Raw genomic sequence first — 17,681 nt, forward strand, 5'->3', positions numbered from 1 at the left:
TGATCTATTCTACTGGTAATTAAGGGTGTAATACGCTGTTGCCTGGAAGGCACCGGTCTGCAAGGTTTTGTTACTCAAGGCGTCCGGTTCCCCTTCAACAAAAGCTTTAAAATTTAACTGCATGGTGGCATCGGAAATGGCGACCGCGGTTGTTGGCGTATTGAGTGAAATCGCCGTGCCGTTACTCTCTTCAAAACCAATGCCAATACCGCTGGCGGAATTTGGCGCTACCGGCGTAATCGCCAGACGGTCGCTCATATTGGCATTTTCCGTCCCGCTAAAGGTTACGGTAACGGAATTAAAAACATCGGTACTGCAATCCTTAAGCTCAATCACAAACGCTTTGGGCTGTGATTTGCTCTCCGCATAGAGCGTACGGGTTGAAATCTGGCCAAAATCCACGGCGATATTTTTGGATGAAGGAACGATACTGCAGCCATGGGCCGCCACGGTGCCTTTGAAGGTTAAGTCGCCGCCGATCAGTTCCCCGCTGGCGTACGCCGGCGTGGCCGCCGACAGTAAGCCCAGAAGTACCATAGATGCGATAAATTGACGCATGCTGCCCCCTTACTGAAACTCAGCGACCACGGTGGCCGATGCCTGGAAATCCCCTTCGAGAACGTTGGTCCCGGCATTGGCAATCGGCGCGGCGGTCAGATTCCAGGTTCCCTGATTATTATTAAAACCCGGCACGTCATAAAATCTATTCGCGGCCACTAAACTGCCGCCTGAATCTTTCAGAATAATGCCAAGATTGGATCGATCGACGGCGCCGGTGGTCCCTAAATAATCGCTATTAAAACTGGCGGTATTGGCCTGCTGAATGCCCAGGCGAATATTTAAATTACCGTTCGCGAAACTTCCCCCTTCGCATTTCACCTGAATCGGCACGGACCGGCTGTAATTATTGCCATTTAGCAGCGACCCCGAACTGGGGATGGTATCAAAATCAACGACGATCGGTGAACCTGAGTTGACAATGCATTTATCCGGAACGGTAATGACCCCGGAATTAATCGAGATAATCGACATCGGGGTGCTGCCCATTCCTGAGCTATAGTTCCCCAGGCGGCCGTAAAGCTTGGCGATTTCTGTACCCAACAGGTTAACGCCGTTGACAATAGGCTTAGTAATCATAAACGTTACCCGCCCCTTGGCGCCGGACTCAAAGTTATTAAACTGGGTAGTTGGCGGAACGCATTTATTCTGAAAAGCGTTATTCGGCTCATTATAAAAAGGCACCGCAAAATAATCCATGCGCTTACCACGGATATAAATTTCAATTTTGACATCCATATAATCATTGAGCTTTAAATAGCCCGACGCGCTTCCCTGCTGCATCAGCGAGGCTGTCGCAGAGTAATAAATCGCCTGGTTTTCCATGGGAATGGTACAGCTGGCTATACCAGAATATTGCTCGCCCAATGAAAATTCATAAGGAATCGTTGCCCCAATGCTGTTATTGGTAATATCCTGATTGACCACGTCAATATTATACATTTTAGGTCCGCCGACCGGCGTAATTTCCCCTTCAATCGCCGCGCTGGCGTCAAGGGATAATAAGCCGCCGCAGAGTAAAAGCGTGACGCAAGATTTTCGCCCGATAACCATCGTCGTCATCAGAGATACTCCATTTTTAAACGCAGCAGTCCGCTAAAGTTGCCCGCGGTCACGTTTCGTCCGGTTGACTCCAGCACGGCAATAAACGTCAGGCTGCTATCGCCGGTTTTCACAATAAACGGCGGCTGCGTTTGATTAATATCCAGCGCCCGTTCTTTGACATCCAGCAGGCGAATACCGGCTCCTGAGATGCTGCCGGTCAGGCGCAGCAGCTGGCGATTATGTTCATCCGATTCGCCGATAAAAGTGAGCTGAACCGCCTGCTCGCCGGTGGTGTAGAGATGCTTGCTGCTGCCCGTCGTCCGTGAGGCGATGCTGTCGCGCGCCTGCGAGGCGCCTTTCAGGCAATCTCTGAGTTCGACGCGAACCAGCACCGGCTGGCTCCGGTCGCCGGCCTGATGAAAACGGCGGGCGCTGATTTCACCCATCTCGATAATCTGCAGGCGGCTCTGCGGCGCCAGCACGCAAGGCGAGGCATAAACTGAGCCATTGAATATCACGTTACCGCCATCTTCCCCCTGATGATCCCGGTTATAGTGCTGTGGCTGTAGCGGAATATCAGCGTCGGCCAGCGCTGGCATACTGATACCGAATACAAACAGTGCTAATAGCGATAGACGCGTTTTCATCATCAGGTTCCTCTTTAATTACCCTTGCTGCGATGGCGGCAGCGCTTTACAGGTATTTCCTTCACAGCGATATTTCAGCTCCGGATGACCGCCATAATCGTTCACATACATCATGGCGAAATCTCGCACGCCGCCGTCGGTTACGCTGAACTCCATGCTGGACTTCGGCGCAATCATAATCCCCGGAAACTTAGTGATTTTTTCACCCTTAACGCGGGACAAGCTAATAATGGTGATGTAATAGGGCGTCGGGTTTTGCGCGGTCATCTTATTGCCGCTCTTTTGAAAGACGACCTGGTCCTGCCAAATCTCGCTTTTGCTTTTGGGAATAATGGCCGTCGGGCGGTAAAATAATTTAATCCGCGACTGCATGGCTAACTGCAGGACATTCGCTTTATCCGGCTTGGGCGGGATTTCGCGCACGCTTAAATAAAACAGGCTTTCCCGATCCTGCGGCAGCTGGTTAATACCGTCAGTTTTGGTGACCCGCGCCACCCCTTTTTGCCCGCCGTTAATCCGCTGTAAAGGCGGCAGCACCACCAGCGGAGAGGTAATTTTGTTGCCCTTGCTGTCCTCAACCCACGATTGCGCGAGGAAAGGAATATCCGGGCTGGTGTTGGTTAAATTCGCGCTCGCCGAGCTGTCTTTACCGGTGATGATAAGACGCGTGCGATCCAGCGAAACCCCTGCCTGAGCGGTACCGCTTACCGCCGCCAGCATCACAACGCCCATCCAGCAGAATTTGTTGCTTGTTATGCTCATTTTTGGCCTTTTATTACTGTCACTGTCATTTACACGGCAATAGCGCGGCTGTCGAACGACGCACGATGGTCGGCGGGATGGCAATCTGGCACTGCTTTTTCCCGCTCCACACTACGCTTAGCAGCTCCTGAGGATTCACCCCCGCCAGCCATCCCTGGCCACCTTCCATAATCATGGAGACGCTCACGCCATCGCCGTTGATAACTTCCGCGCCGAACGGTGGATAGGTACCGTCAGCCAGGCGAATAATCCCCATCATTTTTTCGCCCTTGGCCATGCCAAAGGTCTGATAGCCAATGGCACCTTCGGTCAGCGTGGCAGTGCTGATGGCCTTTGCCGGTTCGATGGATTCCGACATCGCATCGACATCAACACGGGTATCAAAGCTGTTGTAGCTCACGATGTCCGGAATAACGGCAATACCGAAATTGTTGGTTCTTGATTTACCGTCATTGAGCGGAACGTCGCCGATACCGTTGGTATTCACCATCACGCGCGCCGTGTTAAGCGTCGCGCCGCTGTTGTGGATCGCCGCCCCGTGCCGGGTGGCGGTAAAGCCGCCGCGCAGGGTGCTGCTCAGGGAAACGTAGTGATCCTGCTGATAGCTGGCGTTGCTGTTGATTTCGGCATACTGCGAGCGGCGCAGATAGTAGCCGTCGACGTTGGCATAGCCGCTCTGGCTCGCCCCGGCACGCAGTCGCCACAGGTTGTTGTAGTCGCTGCTGTCGGTGTACGAGAGCATCGGGCTGGTTTTGCCGTTATTGGTCTGTACGTCGAGACCGCTCCATTTGCTATCGCCAACGGGAATGGAAAGCGAGAAAGCAATAGAGTCGTCTTTACGCCCTTCGTAATCGGAACGGTAGGCCGAAATATTGGTGGTGATCCCGCGAATATTACCGACGTTAAACGAGCGCCCTAACGAGATGCCGTAGCGATCCTGGCTGCTTCGATTCCAGTAATTCTGGTGGGTATAGGTCAGAAAGACGGTAGTCGCTTTGCCTGGCTCATCGGCCCAGAACGTTTTATTCCCGGTGATGGTATAGACTTCTTTTTCACGGCCAAGGCTGTCGTAACCCTCGTAACGCTCGTTGAGATATTGCGAGAAAGAGCGGAAATCTTCCTGAGAGAAGCGATAGCCGGCGAAGGTAATTGAACTGTTATATTCGTCGAACGTTTTCGCATAGCTCAGCTTAAACGAGGTGCCTTTAAGCCGCTTCTGGTTTGACTGCTGGCTGTAGGATTCGGTGGCGTCAAGCGAGAGCGCGCCCAGTACGCTGAGATCGCGACCAATACCGGCGGAGACCGCGGTATATTCCGCCCCTGCGCTTTGTAAACCACCGTACAGCGACCAGGCGTTGGTTATCCCCCAGGAGAAATCACCGGAAGCGAAACCTGGCCCCTGAATTTTATGGTTATAGCGGGACGGCGCGCCGACAGCCACGTTGTAACGCACGTAGCCGGGACGCGTAAGGTAAGGAATGTTGGCGGTGTTAACCTGGAACGTTGAAATGGAACCGTCCTGCTCCTCCACCTGAACATCCAGCGTACCGCGCACCGAGCTGCGTAAATCCTGAATGTTAAACGGCCCGGCGGGAACCGTCGTTTCATAAATAATGCGCCCGCTCTGCTTCACCGTCACTTTGGCGTTGGTCTTGGCCAGGCCGCGAATTTCCGGCGCGTAGCCCTGCAGGTTTGGCGGCAGCTGACGCTCATCGCTGGCGAGATTAAGCCCGGTAAAGCGCACGGTGTCGAAGACCTGAGAATCAAGGTAGATCTCCCCCGCCGTCAGCTTTGCCGCCATCATCGGCAGCGGACGGTAGGCGTAGATCTGATTCATGTCGAAATCAAATTGATGCGTCGCGCTGTAATAGCTGGTCTGATATTCGCCGCGCAAACGCCAGCCGCCGAGGTTAAACCCGGTCTGGCCGTATCCGCTCAGGGTGGTGTAATCTTCATGCATATCAAGCTGGCGGGTATATTGCCCGGTCAGACTGTAGTCGAGCAAAAAACCACCGATGCCCTGGTCCCAGCGCTCCGGCGGCGTCCAGTTCGGATCGTTGTATTTCATCCACGCCTGCGGGACGGTGATGTCCAGCACCCCGGCGTAGTTGCTGAGCGTAGCGCCAGGAAGACTCAGCAGGTCATAGCAATCGGCAAACGGCTGTGCGACCTTTTGCTGCGCTTCTTCTTTCAACGCCAATCTGGCAAGAATTTCGCCGTTAATGCAGGCCTGGGTATGCTTCTGGTCTTTAGAAGCCAGATAGCGAACCTTTTGCTGCCCGACCGCCTGGCCGTTTATTTTAATATCTAATAAGTACTCGCCCGGCGGGACATAGTTGTCGGTGGCGAAACGGGTTAAATCGATATTGTCGCGATCGGCGGCATCCAGTACGTCGGTATTGAATTCCACGTCGGTTGAGGCACAAGCCATAGAAGCACAGCAGAAAAAAAGCATCTGAGAGAGGATTATTTTTATTTTTAGTTCTGCTGACATGACTATTCATCCCGAATCATTCAGTAAAATATCGTGCGCGGTAAACAAGCTACAACAGCAATAGCTGGCTTGCGTCTAGTTGTAATCCATATAAAAACGAGTGACGGCGTAAAAATCCCCAGCCTTAATATGTTGCTGAACCGGAACCAGCGAAGCGGTGAATTTCAGCGTATTATTCTCATCACTTAGCAGATATCCCGAAGAGGGTTCTCCAAAAGTTAAAACTTCCCCACGGCGATCGCGAATCTGTATACCAAACCCCTTTCCTTCGCCATCCGGAATTAATACGGTCGGGTCCTGCGATGACGCATTGCCGGTAAAAGTAATCGTGGCATAAGCACCGGGCGTTGATTGATTTTCGCTGCCGTAAGACGCGCAGCCCACTAAGCGCACCAGAAAAGGCCGGACGAGCTTGCCTTCTTGATCCATATTAATATCGCGAGCGGATATGTTGCCGAAATCCACCCATAGCTCCCGCGAGCTGGGATCAATATCGCAGGCGGCAGCAACCAGCTCCCCCGAAAGCGCCAGCTGTCCGGGCGTAAAATTAGTACTCGAAGCATGTCCGGAAAAGAGTAATACCGATACGAATAGCGCCATCAGTCTCTTTTTCTCTGTATCCTTAACCATACTCAGAATTCCATATTATCGGGTACACCATCCAATATCGCGGGGAGGAACCTCCCCGCGAGCGATAATTCAAAATCGATTATTGATAATCGATAGTGAAATTGATCGTTGACTGGAATGCACCCGCGGTTACGGTAGGGGTAGAACCGCCCGATGCCGCTTCCGCTTTCAGGAAGGCCACGAAAGGAATGGTGTTAGTACCATCGACCAGGGTGACCGGCGTGGTCTGCGCGCCCCAGGTCACAGTCTGGCTAGCGCTATCTTTCAGGCCGATACCTGCACCAGATGCGGTACCAGAAGTAAAGGCAGCCAGAGTAGGATCGTTCGGGTTAACCGAAGTCGGGGTATAGGAAACAACGGCGCTGCTGGCGATGGTGGTATCGCAATACTGCAGCTCGATGTTTTTGGTTTCAGTTGCCTGACCACCGCCTTGCAGCAGGGAAACTGGAACCTGACCAAAATCAACGGTTACCGGGCTGGACGACGGCGCTAAACCACACGCGGTATTCACCAGCTCACCCTGAAGCTCAATCTGACCATTAGTGGTATCAGCCAGTGCAGACATTGAGCCGAGAGCAGCAGTTAATGCCACAGCCATAGCAACTTTATTCAGTTTCATAGAAAATTCCTGCGTTATAAATTTTTATCCTAAAGAGTAAGGAGCTATAAAATTGCTGAGTTATACTCTCATAACAATTTGCAGCCCTCCGCATCACCGAAAAATCCGTTTCAATAATTAGACTATTAATTAATATTAATAATTTAATTAAAGCCAGATCCCCTGGTCGACAAAAATACTAACAAATCATTTTTTAGGTAAAAAGAGATACATTTACAAAGGAATTAAAAAAAGATTTAACCTCGCGAACAATGCCACCATAGGAAATTAACTCGCAGAATGCTGAGATATATCCTAAAAACAAATTACGCCAGGTGATTAATAGAGGATAAACGAAAGATGTTGATGGTAAGAGAATTGTAACACAGATCACATTTTATTAACAAAGCCCCTTTTCTGCTACACGCAACGGTGAAAAGTAGACGGAATAAGGGAAATAACGCGAGGCGTACGACGCCGGTGAAAACGGATGTCTCCCCGTCTATACCATCGACCTGCATTCGCCAGTATAGCCTTTTTCCGCTGCGACCTCCTCCGCCGGCATACCGCCGCTGCTTCTTGTTTTCCTGACCTGAAGACTCCGTTATCATACGGCTCATGAGTCAATAAACAGAAATGCACAGTTTCACGGGAACCGATGAGCGATAGCGCGACGTCATGAAAACAATAAACTCCGCTAACTCATTAAAACTGGATTTGACCCTATATATCTTGACGCCCATACCCCGATGATGCAGCAGTACCCTTCATCAAGGGTTAACCTGTTCAAATTGAGGAATAAAGTAATTGCTAAGTAAGTTCTGGCTTACTGATGGTATACATTTTTGGGAATATGAGTGCGGTTTGATAGAAGCAGGTAACTAACTCTTCAAAAGAGCAAAAAACCACATATTGGTTATTTACTCACCTTCGCTCAATAGATACACTATTTACAGGGATTTACAACTACATAAGGAAAAAAGTACATGGCTATTCCGGGTAATATGTGGCTCTATGACGATGGGGGAGCACTAATCAAAGGCGGTTGTGATGTTGCAGACAGAGAATTCAGTATAGAGTTTAAAGGGTTTCACCATAATCTCTCCATTCCCACTGATAATGCCACTGGCAAGCCTACCGGCACTCGTCAGCACTCACCAATGATCATCGTTAAAGAATTCGACTATTCCAGCCCATACCTCTACAAAGCAGTTGCTACTGGTCAGAACCTGAAATCTGCTGAAATCAAATGGTATAAAATCAGCGATGCTGGTCAGGAAGTGGAATACTTCAATATGCTACTTGAAGGAGTTCGAATCGTATCAATATCACCTACAATGGCTTCCCCAGAAGACAAGAACAACAACCATCTTGAATCTGTGGAGCTAAGGTATGAGAAAATCACCTGGAAACATTGTGATGGAAACATAATTTTCACCGATGCCTGGAATGAACGGCAAACAGCCTAATAGGTGATTGAATGGATACGACAGAAGAACTAAACGGAACCTACTTCTACCACGGACAATCGAACCTGTCAGCAGGTGAACTATTTGATGTGATTTTCCTTGAGCAATTTTGTGATGAACTTGGAATTGGCATTGAGTCAGGTGCTGCTATCCTCGCCGGGCAACCGTGGTTAAAAACCAGAACGAAACCGGGAGAGGCAATAAAAGGGACAAGTGTTATTTCCAGGTATGGGAGAATGCTTTTACGAAATGCACGAACTCCTTTTGGTATTAGAGTTCCTACACCAGTTGGTGTAAGAATGCGAAAAACAAATAATCTTGCCGCAGTCATAGCACGATATGTTCCGTGGTTAGGCTGGATTGGTCTTGTCAATTCGATTTACCAAATATCAAGGAAAACTCAGGCAAAATACAACCTAATAGCACGCCCTAAAGATCGTATACAATGGACATCCTTTTGATGGATACAATTCAACAAGAGGTGTTAGCACTCTTCCGTGAAGAGATCCCCGGATATTTAGACAGCAATTGGAAAGAAATCCCTTTAGAACTTGATTCTGATTTATTTGAAGCTCCCGGTGATGACCTGCATGAAGCTTTGAATAAATTTGAAAAAAATTTTAATGTAGATTTATCAGAAGTTAAATGGTCGTATTATTTTCCTTGGGAGAATACTCCATTACTAACACGGTGGTTTAAATTAAAAAGGGAAGATGTAGAAAGGAGTCGTAAACCTTTAACTGTAAAAATGTTTGCCGAATCAGCAAAAGCAGGAAAATGGCTTTATGACTGAGTGGACGATGGTGTTATTTATTTTAAAAACAGGAAATATAGATGAAAACATTACACACTTAAAGAAGACAAAGATTCTGGAGATTTTTATCTTTTTGCAAGAGATATGCACCGAAAGGCGCAGAATATTAATGCACTCTGGCTTCAAAAAATACATGCAAAAAATGTATAAATCAGGCAATAAAGGGAACCGTTTCTCATGTGTCACTGAACAACAATTCAACTTACGATGAAAAATAATAAATTTCATCTATAATCATCAACCGACCATTGGCGAATATCACATCATGGATAAAAAAATTAAATTAGGTATGGAGATAGTGTTATTTGTAGCTGCTCTTGTAGGAATATGCGCCTACTTCTTTCCCAAAACTCCAGATGCGCACAAGAGTGATGACATCATTGGCATATGGACATCAGATTATTCATATGATAGTGCAGGAATTACAATTAGGGTAAATGGAGAGACATCATACTTTTCTAATGGAAAATACAATGTTAATGCTGATATGTCTTTTCAACCAGATAGCACAACTATCATAACATTTGCTATTAATGGTGCTGGGGATTGGAATATTCATAATAAAGAACTAATAACAACACTTAATACTTTGAAGTCTATTCCCGCAAAAATGGTTTATAAAGGGAAGGTGTTGGGATCTCAAGATTTTGATATGATGGAAAGAATTTCCAATCAAAAACTTAAGACCATAGAAGATTTCACAGCGCCTGGAGCAAGTCAGTCTTACATTATAAAAAATGATGACCATGACAAAAAGTTATTAGAAGCTATAAATCCCTTTGGCAAAAACTTCAACATAGAGATGTATAGAAAAAAGTAGGATCTTTCATGAGACTGTAATTTAAATTGTGTATCTGCCTGTTTTTGATATGTTCATCCCAACAATGGAGACAGGCAAATTATGGACGAAAACAAACTTAAGGCGCTGACTGCTGAACTGGCCAAAGGCCTCAAAACCAAAGCTGACTTAAACCAGTTTTCCCGTATGCTGACGGATTTAACCCTCGAAACAGCACCCAATGCTGAACCCTGGCATGAGAAAAACGCGCCCAAAAAAGGCTTTAATACACGCAATGGCTACTCGTCAAAAACCCTGCTTTGCGATAGTGAGCAAACACATCATTAATAATGAGTTATGAAGCCTCTGTTTCTCGCTTAACCCTATTGGGATTTCTTTTGGTAGCGATCATGGTCTGAACCAATACCCTGGCGGCTTCACGGGCTTGATCGAGCCTCGGATAACCAGAAACATTTCCTACTTTCACTTTTAGGACCGAACTCGGTTTCTTATCTTCTTTCACATCACGAGCATCGGAAGGCACTCTTCTCTGGATTACATATGTTTTTTTCGTCAAACTTACCTTCACCCCGAATCCCACAGGAGCGTCCCTGTGATCATCAAAGACTGTGTAAGGTTTTTGGTCAGGGTAACTTCGAAAACAATTTTTCCTGGATCACTAAGAGCAGGCTTCAAAATTATGATTAACTTATTGATAATAAAAGATTGATTCAGGGTTGTTCTCTAAGCACCACCACCATTTGTAGCTCAAGAATGATTAGAGGGTAACTTATCGCGTTCTGAGCTACAAGTGAGCTACAAATTTGTGGGTTCATGTGAGTTTTACAGGGGTTTAAATGTGCCACATGAGTACTCGAAAGAATTAAAAAATGAGTAAAATCAATATGAATGAAGAAATTGATAAGGACTTCTCTAACCACACCCCGATGATGCAGCAGTATCTCAAGCTGAAAGCCCAGCACCCGGAGATTCTGCTGTTTTACCGAATGGGTGATTTTTACGAACTGTTCTATGACGATGCGAAACGCGCATCGCAGCTGCTGGATATCTCGCTGACGAAGCGCGGCGCTTCCGCGGGCGAACCGATTCCGATGGCCGGGATCCCCCATCACGCGGTAGAGAACTATCTGGCTAAGCTGGTTAATCAGGGCGAGTCGGTGGCCATTTGCGAACAGATTGGCGATCCGGCAACCACCAAAGGGCCGGTTGAACGCAAAGTCGTCCGCATTGTGACACCGGGTACCATCAGCGATGAAGCGCTGCTGCAGGAACGCCAGGACAATCTGCTGGCCGCCATCTGGCAGGACAGTAAAGGTTTTGGCTACGCCACCCTCGATATCAGCTCCGGACGTTTTCGCCTGAGCGAACCCGCTGACCGCGAAACGATGGCGGCGGAGCTCCAGCGCACCAACCCCGCCGAGCTGCTGTACGCGGAGGATTTTGCCGAGTCGTCGCTGATTGAGGGCCGCCGCGGCCTGCGCCGCCGTCCGCTGTGGGAATTTGAAATCGACACCGCGCGCCAGCAGCTCAATCTCCAGTTTGGCACGCGCGATCTGGTTGGTTTCGGCGTTGAAAACGCCCCGCGCGGCCTGTGCGCCGCCGGCTGCCTGCTGCAGTACGTCAAAGACACCCAGCGCACGTCATTGCCGCATATCCGCTCCATCACGATGGAGCGCCAGCAGGACAGCATCATTTTGGATGCGGCCACCCGCCGCAATCTGGAGATCACCCAGAACCTGGCCGGCGGCTTTGATAATACGCTGGCCTCGGTGCTCGACTGCACCGTGACCCCCATGGGCAGCCGTATGCTTAAGCGCTGGCTGCATATGCCGGCGCGCGACACCGCCGTGCTGGTAGAGCGCCAGCAGACCATCGGCGCGCTGCAGGAACATTACACCGAGCTGCAGCCGGTACTGCGCCAGGTCGGCGACCTCGAACGTATTCTGGCGCGCCTGGCGCTGCGCACCGCCCGTCCTCGCGATTTAGCGCGTATGCGTCACGCTTTCCAGCAGCTGCCGGCACTGCGCGCGATGCTGGGGGACGTCGACTGTGCGCCAGTACAGCGGCTCCGGGAAAAGATGGGGGAATTTAGCGAGCTGCGCGAACTGCTGGAACGGGCGATTATCGATGCGCCGCCGGTACTGGTTCGCGACGGCGGCGTTATCGCCCCCGGCTATAACGCGGAACTCGATGAGTGGCGCGGGCTGGCCGATGGCGCGACCGATTACCTCGACAGACTGGAAGTTCGCGAGCGCGAGCGCCTGGGGCTGGACACGCTGAAGGTAGGCTACAATGCCGTCCACGGCTACTACATCCAGATTAGCCGCGGTCAGAGCCAGCATGCGCCGATCCACTACGTCCGTCGCCAGACCCTCAAGAACGCCGAGCGCTATATTATTCCTGAGCTGAAGGAGTATGAAGACAAAGTGCTGACCTCCAAAGGGAAGGCGCTGGCGCTGGAAAAGCAGCTGTACGATGAACTTTTCGATATGCTGCTGCCGCATCTTGGCGATCTGCAGCAGAGCGCCAGCGCGCTGGCGGAGCTCGATGTGCTGGTGAACCTCGCCGAGCGCGCGGAGACCCTCAACTACTGCTGCCCGACTTTTAGCGATAAGCCGGGTATTCGTATCAGCGAAGGCCGCCATCCGGTGGTTGAGCAGGTTCTGAAAGAGCCGTTCATCGCTAACCCGCTGCACCTCGCCCCGCAGCGGAGAATGCTGATTATCACCGGTCCGAATATGGGCGGTAAAAGTACCTATATGCGTCAGACCGCGCTGATCGCCCTGCTGGCGTATATCGGCAGCTACGTTCCGGCGGAAAAAGTCGACATCGGCCCCATCGATCGTATTTTCACCCGCGTCGGCGCGGCGGATGACCTGGCCAGCGGCCGCTCAACCTTTATGGTAGAGATGACCGAAACCGCCAATATTCTGCATAACGCCACCGAGCATAGCCTGGTGCTGATGGATGAAATCGGTCGTGGCACCTCGACCTACGATGGCCTGTCGCTGGCGTGGGCCTGCGCGGAAAATCTGGCGAACAAGATTAAGGCCCTGACCCTGTTTGCCACCCACTACTTCGAGCTGACCCAGCTGCCGGAGAAAATGGAAGGCGTGGCCAACGTCCATCTTGATGCTCTTGAGCACGGCGACACCATCGCCTTCATGCACAGCGTGCAGGATGGTGCGGCCAGTAAGAGCTACGGTCTGGCGGTTGCCGCGCTGGCCGGTGTGCCGAAAGAGGTGATTAAACGCGCGCGGCAGAAGCTGCGCGAGCTGGAAAGCATTGTGCCGAGCGCTGCCGCCACGCAGGTGGACGGTACCCAGATGTCGCTGCTTTCCGCTCCGGAAGAGACCTCGCCCGCGGTTGAAGCGCTGGAGAATCTTGACCCGGATTCGCTGACTCCGCGCCAGGCGCTGGAGTGGATCTATCGCCTGAAGAGCCTGGTGTAGTTCTCGTTTAACGTGAAAAAACGGCAGCGCCCTGCGGTGCTGCCGTTTTAACAAATGCAAACTGGGTGCGAGAGGATGCATCCTGACAACCAATACGCGGGGTTGCCCTCGCGCTGATGCTATTTCTTCGATTCGTAAGCGAGAACAGCTTTAAACTCCATACTACGCTCTTTAATACTGAGTTCGCATAGCGAGCTGCGCACCAAAAGCGTAAATCCCAGTACCGTAATACACAGTACGACGATTGCCACAAGGGCATATTTTGTTAGCATGTCTTGCCTCCCTGCAAAGAAGAGACTAACATCTGAATTGTTCAGGTTCATTCGTCAGCCTCAGTTGATAGAAATATCTCCTGGGGCTTTCGTCTATCTGAATCCTTGTCAATGCTCAAAGCCAGATAGCCTCAAGCACCCGCCGCTATTCTATATTTTCCCGGCCGCGAAGCTTATCGGTAATTTATCAAACCCGTTGATTTTATTATAAACTGGAAGATGGCTCGCAAACGTATCTGCTCTATTAACCTTTTATGCAATTTGAAAATTTAATTAATAAATATTTTGCATTGATTAACTAAATATAAAAAGGCCCGACTAAGCGGACCCCGTTGATTTTAGCGTTTATCTTCCGCCAGCAGCGGCGGAATATGCGGCACCATTGGCGCGTCATCGATATCCTTTTGGGTCATGCGGAACGCTTCCGGATAATGTTCCCGGCTGGTGCGGCGTAGCGGTTCAGTATTCCGCCAGGTGTAGAAACAGTGCTGGCACTGAAATACCGTCCAGACATCTTTTACCGGCGATGTTGCCAGCACTTCAATATGTTCATCGGCGCAGCGTGGACAAATCATCTTCTTCTCCTTATTTACGGTTGGCCAGCATGGCGGTCAGTTTTTCAGCCCAGGCTTTGGTTTCAGGAAGATCCTGTACCGGCTGGCTGTAGTGGCCGCGCAGATCGGGCGCAACCGGCGTGGTGGCGTCGATAATCAGTTTGTCGGTGATCCCCGCCGGGCTGGAGCCTGGATCAAGCTCCAGGACCGACATATTCGGCAGCTGCACCAGGTCACCCGCCGGGTTGACCTTCGACGACAGCGCCCACATCACCTGCGGCAGGTTGAACGGGTCGACGTCTTCATCAACCATGATCACCATCTTCACGTAGCCCAGGCCGTGCGGCGTGGTCATCGCCCGCAGACCCACCGCGCGTGCAAAGCCGCCGTAGCGTTTTTTGGTGGAGATAATCGCCAGCAGGCCGTGGGTGTACATCGCGTTGACGGCCTGCACCTCCGGGAACTCAGCCTTCAGCTGCTGATACAGCGGTACGCAGGTGGCCGGGCCCATCAGGTAGTCGATCTCGGTCCACGGCATACCGAGATAGAGGGACTCGAAAATCGGCTTGCTGCGGTAGGAAACCTTATCGATACGCACCACCGTCATATTACGGCCGCCCGAGTAGTGGCCGGTAAATTCGCCGAACGGGCCTTCAATTTCGCGCTTGCGGCTTTCAATCACCCCTTCGAGGATCACCTCTGACCCCCACGGTACGTCGAAGCCGGTCAGCGGCGCGGTGGCGATTGGGTACGGGCTTTCACGCAGCGCGCCGGCCATCTCATATTCCGACTGATCGTATTTCAGCGGCGTGGCGCCCATCAGGGTGATAATCGGATCGTTACCCAGGGTAATGGCGATCGGCAGGTCTTCACCGCGCTCTTCCGCTTTGTGCAGATGCAGAGCGATATCGTGCATAGGTACCGGCTGCAGGCCGAGTTTACGTTTGCCCTTCACCTCCATACGGTAAATGCCGACGTTTTGCTTACCAAAATTGTCCGGGTCGAGAGGATCGCGAGAAACCACGCAGGCTTTGTCGAGATAAAAGCCGCCGTCGCCGTCATTGAGACGGAACAGGGGCAGAATATCGAACAGATTAATCGCCTCGCCGTCGACGGTATTTTCCGCCCACGCCGGGTTTGCCCGCCGCTCCGGCGTCACCGGAAATTTATCCCAACGACGAATAAATTCGTCGATCTGATTTTTCACTGGCGTATTCGGCGGCAGCCCCAGCGAGATAGCGTGGTTCTGCCAGGAACCGATGGTGTTCATTGCCACGCGCGCATCGGTAAAACCGCGAATATTGTCAAACCACAGCGCGGGAGCGCCATCGCCGATGCGCCCGGTCGCGTTTGCCGCCGCGGCCAGATCCGGCTCCGCGTTCACTTCTTCGCTAATTTTCAGCAGTTGCCCCTGGTCGTCCAGCGCCTGCAAAAAGCTGCGCAAATCATCAAAAGCCATTATTCATTCTCCTGTGATACATTCTCTACCGCCCGCAACCCGCTCCAGCGGCGCGCTTTGTGATACTCCAGACCGAACTGATCCAGCACCCGCGTGACAACGTGGTCAGTGACGTCCTCAATGGTTTTGGGATGGTTGTAATAAGCGGGCATGGGCGGCACCATCGCCACACCCATGCGTGACAGGGCCAGCATGTTTTCCAGATGGATCGTGCTCAACGGCATTTCACGCGGCACCAGCACCAGCTTACGCCCCTCTTTCAGCACCACGTCCGCGGCCCGCCCCACCAGCCCCTCGGCATAACCGGCACGGATACCCGCCAGCGTTTTCATACTGCAGGGGATAACGATCATGCCGTCGGTACGAAATGAACCCGATGAGATGACGGCGGCCTGGTCCGCCGGACTGTGCGAGAAATCGGCCAGCGCAGCCACTTCACGGGCGCTGTAAGGCGTTTCCAGCTCAATGGTGGTTTTGGCCCACTTTGACATCACCAGATGCGTTTCCACTTCCGGCATCTCTCGAAGCGCTTTGAGCAGCGCCACGCCCAGCGGAGCGCCCGTCGCTCCGGTCATCCCTACGATTAGCTTCATCATCGCCTCACAATTGTTCGTATACGAACGTTTTTATTAAAACTACTCTTGATGAGCTTTTCGTGCAAGTGCGTTCGTACACGGCCGCATTTTTCATCAAAACAGGAAAAATGCTAAAACGCCTTGCGAACGGCTATCATAGAACCGACGGTTTGATTACGGAGTTGTCATGGAGTTAAAAAACGAGGCGTTTCACCTGCTACGCCAGCTTTTTCAGCAGCACACCGCCCGCTGGCAGCTTGAACTGCCGGACCTCACCAAACCGCAGTATGCGGTGATGCGTTCCATTGCCGAACATCCCGGCATTGAACAGGTGACGCTAACGGAAGCGGCGGTCAGCACGAAAGCGACGCTGGCGGAGATGCTGAGCCGAATGGAGAGCCGCGGTCTGGTTCGTCGCGAACACGATCCGGCGGACAAACGCCGTCGGTTTGTCTATTTAACCGCAGAAGGCGAAGCGCTACTGGCAAGCTCAATGCCGCTGGGTAACGCCGTTGATGAAGAATTTTTAGGTCGGCTGAACGATGAAGAACGGCAGCAGTTTTCGCAAATCATCCACAAGCTGATAGCGCGAGAACCCAATTAACCCAGGCGCTCGCGGAGAAAATCAATAAACGCCCGGACCCTGACGGGAACGTGCTGCGCGTCCGGGTAAACCGCGTACACCCCCTGGCGCGGAAAGCTAAACGCCGGCATCACCTTCACCAGCGCGCTGTCTGCCAGCGCAGCGGCCACCAGCCATTCGGGCAGCAGCGCGATGCCGCTGCCCGCCAGCGCAAAGGCCATCAGCGCGCTGGCGCTATCTGCCGACAGCCGCGGCGCCTGTTTAATCTCGAAGGCGATGCTCTCCTCATCGGGCCCGGTAAGCGGCCAGCGGAGCGGTGCGGTCAGACGTTCATGAATAATCCACGCCGCGTGGGCCAGCTCCTCAAGCGTCTTTACAGGATGCAGCGCCAGCCATGATGGGGCAGCAACCGGGACGATGGCAAAATGCGATATCAGCGCCGCGCGGTAGCGCGAATCCGCCAGCGTCCCGAGGCGAATCGCCACGTCAAACCGTTCGGAGATTAAATCCGCGTGGTGAGAAGAAGAAACATGGCGCACGCGGAGCGCTGGATGCCGCTGGCTGAACTCCGCCAGCGCCGGGATAATCACCTGCGCGCCATATTCTGGCGTCGTTGTGATCCGCAGTTCACCGCTCAACCCCACGTGGCTGCCCCGGACGTCGTCCTGCAGGTTTTCCGCCGCTTTCAGCAGCGCGACCCCGCGATGATAGAAGAGCGAACCGGCTTCCGTCAGCGTCAGCCGCCGGGTCGATCGCAACAGCAGCGTAACCCCCAGCTCGCTCTCCAGCTGGCGAATGTTGAAACTCACCACCGCCTTGGTCTGCCCCAGGGCCGTCGCCGCCGCGGTAAAACTTCCGCTATCGACCACCGCTACAAACATGTTCATCCGCTGCAGGTTCAGCATCGCGCCGCCAATTGTCAAAAAATTTCAGACAGTATATCTCCGAATGTCGTGTTTATTCGCCCTGAC

Annotated in this window: 18 protein-coding genes and 2 pseudogenes; 7 read left to right on the plus strand and 13 right to left on the minus strand. The window is 51.8% G+C overall.

The window, feature by feature from the left end; genetic code table 11:
* Positions 1-9: 9 nt before the first annotated feature.
* From MKleb_RS21590 to MKleb_RS21620, 7 genes are all read right to left on the minus strand, one after another.
* Positions 10-558 (minus strand): fimbrial protein, encoded by a 549-nt coding sequence (locus MKleb_RS21590; RefSeq protein WP_014226575.1) that lies wholly within the window; start codon positions 556-558, stop codon positions 10-12.
* Positions 559-567: 9 nt separating this feature from the next.
* Complete coding sequence (locus MKleb_RS21595) at positions 568-1,620, minus strand: fimbrial protein (RefSeq protein ID WP_049083777.1); 1,053 nt, start codon at positions 1,618-1,620, stop codon at positions 568-570.
* Positions 1,620-2,249 carry a fimbrial protein gene (locus MKleb_RS21600; RefSeq protein ID WP_004137363.1) on the minus strand — a complete coding sequence of 210 codons (630 nt, stop codon included), beginning with the start codon at positions 2,247-2,249 and terminating at the stop codon, positions 1,620-1,622. Before MKleb_RS21600 ends, MKleb_RS21595 begins: the two co-directional genes overlap by 1 nt.
* 18 nt (positions 2,250-2,267) lie before the next feature.
* A complete protein-coding gene (locus MKleb_RS21605) occupies positions 2,268-3,011 on the minus strand; it encodes a fimbrial biogenesis chaperone (protein ID WP_032720410.1) in 744 nt (247 codons plus the stop codon).
* A 25-nt stretch (positions 3,012-3,036) separates the two neighbouring features.
* Positions 3,037-5,505: a fimbria/pilus outer membrane usher protein gene (locus MKleb_RS21610; protein ID WP_217076185.1), complete on the minus strand. Its 2,469-nt coding sequence runs from the start codon at positions 5,503-5,505 to the stop codon at positions 3,037-3,039.
* A 75-nt stretch (positions 5,506-5,580) separates the two neighbouring features.
* Positions 5,581-6,135 carry a fimbrial protein gene (locus MKleb_RS21615; protein ID WP_014226579.1) on the minus strand — a complete coding sequence of 185 codons (555 nt, stop codon included), beginning with the start codon at positions 6,133-6,135 and terminating at the stop codon, positions 5,581-5,583.
* Positions 6,136-6,214: 79 nt separating this feature from the next.
* On the minus strand, positions 6,215-6,754 hold the full coding sequence (locus tag MKleb_RS21620; protein ID WP_048260253.1) for a fimbrial protein: 540 nt from the start codon (positions 6,752-6,754) through the stop codon (positions 6,215-6,217).
* A gap of 965 nt (positions 6,755-7,719) precedes the next feature.
* On the opposite strand from MKleb_RS21620, the gene MKleb_RS21625 reads away from it, so the two are divergent.
* From MKleb_RS21625 to MKleb_RS21645, 5 genes and pseudogenes are all read left to right on the plus strand, one after another.
* Positions 7,720-8,202 (plus strand): Hcp family type VI secretion system effector, encoded by a 483-nt coding sequence (locus MKleb_RS21625; RefSeq protein ID WP_000997079.1) that lies wholly within the window; start codon positions 7,720-7,722, stop codon positions 8,200-8,202.
* A gap of 11 nt (positions 8,203-8,213) precedes the next feature.
* The gene (locus MKleb_RS21630; protein ID WP_072351685.1) at positions 8,214-8,663 is read left to right on the plus strand and encodes an STM2901 family protein; all 450 of its coding nucleotides are present in this window, start codon (positions 8,214-8,216) and stop codon (positions 8,661-8,663) included.
* Positions 8,648-8,995 carry a DUF1493 family protein gene (locus MKleb_RS21635; RefSeq protein ID WP_064358557.1) on the plus strand — a complete coding sequence of 116 codons (348 nt, stop codon included), beginning with the start codon at positions 8,648-8,650 and terminating at the stop codon, positions 8,993-8,995. The genes MKleb_RS21630 and MKleb_RS21635 overlap by 16 nt, the downstream gene beginning before the upstream one ends.
* A gap of 286 nt (positions 8,996-9,281) precedes the next feature.
* On the plus strand, positions 9,282-9,836 hold the full coding sequence (locus tag MKleb_RS29990; protein WP_064358556.1) for a hypothetical protein: 555 nt from the start codon (positions 9,282-9,284) through the stop codon (positions 9,834-9,836).
* Between the two features lie 81 nt (positions 9,837-9,917).
* Positions 9,918-10,121 (plus strand): annotated as a pseudogene (locus MKleb_RS21645) (IS256 family transposase); the annotation flags it as partial.
* A 31-nt stretch (positions 10,122-10,152) separates the two neighbouring features.
* On the opposite strand, the pseudogene MKleb_RS30230 reads toward MKleb_RS21645, so the two are convergent.
* A pseudogene (locus tag MKleb_RS30230) lies at positions 10,153-10,529 on the minus strand (integrase); the annotation flags it as partial.
* Between the two features lie 170 nt (positions 10,530-10,699).
* On the opposite strand from MKleb_RS30230, the gene mutS reads away from it, so the two are divergent.
* Positions 10,700-13,267 carry a DNA mismatch repair protein MutS gene (mutS, locus tag MKleb_RS21650; protein ID WP_217076773.1) on the plus strand — a complete coding sequence of 856 codons (2,568 nt, stop codon included), beginning with the start codon at positions 10,700-10,702 and terminating at the stop codon, positions 13,265-13,267.
* A gap of 119 nt (positions 13,268-13,386) precedes the next feature.
* Here mutS and MKleb_RS21655 read toward each other — a convergent pair whose 3' ends face one another.
* The 4 genes from MKleb_RS21655 to MKleb_RS21670 form a co-directional block, all read right to left on the minus strand.
* Positions 13,387-13,539 carry a Hok/Gef family protein gene (locus MKleb_RS21655; protein ID WP_009651623.1) on the minus strand — a complete coding sequence of 51 codons (153 nt, stop codon included), beginning with the start codon at positions 13,537-13,539 and terminating at the stop codon, positions 13,387-13,389.
* Between the two features lie 338 nt (positions 13,540-13,877).
* Positions 13,878-14,114 carry a non-oxidative hydroxyarylic acid decarboxylases subunit D gene (locus MKleb_RS21660; protein WP_004853596.1) on the minus strand — a complete coding sequence of 79 codons (237 nt, stop codon included), beginning with the start codon at positions 14,112-14,114 and terminating at the stop codon, positions 13,878-13,880.
* Positions 14,115-14,124: 10 nt separating this feature from the next.
* A complete protein-coding gene (locus tag MKleb_RS21665) occupies positions 14,125-15,552 on the minus strand; it encodes a non-oxidative hydroxyarylic acid decarboxylases subunit C (protein ID WP_004853598.1) in 1,428 nt (475 codons plus the stop codon).
* Positions 15,552-16,145 carry a non-oxidative hydroxyarylic acid decarboxylases subunit B gene (locus MKleb_RS21670; protein WP_004104955.1) on the minus strand — a complete coding sequence of 198 codons (594 nt, stop codon included), beginning with the start codon at positions 16,143-16,145 and terminating at the stop codon, positions 15,552-15,554. The genes MKleb_RS21665 and MKleb_RS21670 overlap by 1 nt, the downstream gene beginning before the upstream one ends.
* A 169-nt stretch (positions 16,146-16,314) precedes the next feature.
* On the opposite strand from MKleb_RS21670, the gene MKleb_RS21675 reads away from it, so the two are divergent.
* Entirely contained in the window at positions 16,315-16,731 is a 417-nt protein-coding gene (locus MKleb_RS21675; protein WP_004853601.1) for a MarR family winged helix-turn-helix transcriptional regulator, read from the plus strand.
* Here MKleb_RS21675 and MKleb_RS21680 read toward each other — a convergent pair.
* Positions 16,728-17,615 (minus strand): LysR family transcriptional regulator, encoded by an 888-nt coding sequence (locus MKleb_RS21680; protein WP_108703526.1) that lies wholly within the window; start codon positions 17,613-17,615, stop codon positions 16,728-16,730. The two genes, MKleb_RS21675 and MKleb_RS21680, sit on opposite strands and share 4 nt — an antisense overlap.
* Positions 17,616-17,681 lie beyond the last annotated feature (66 nt).

Source organism: Klebsiella sp. PL-2018 (genome assembly GCF_019048985.1).
GTDB lineage: Bacteria > Pseudomonadota > Gammaproteobacteria > Enterobacterales > Enterobacteriaceae > Klebsiella > Klebsiella michiganensis.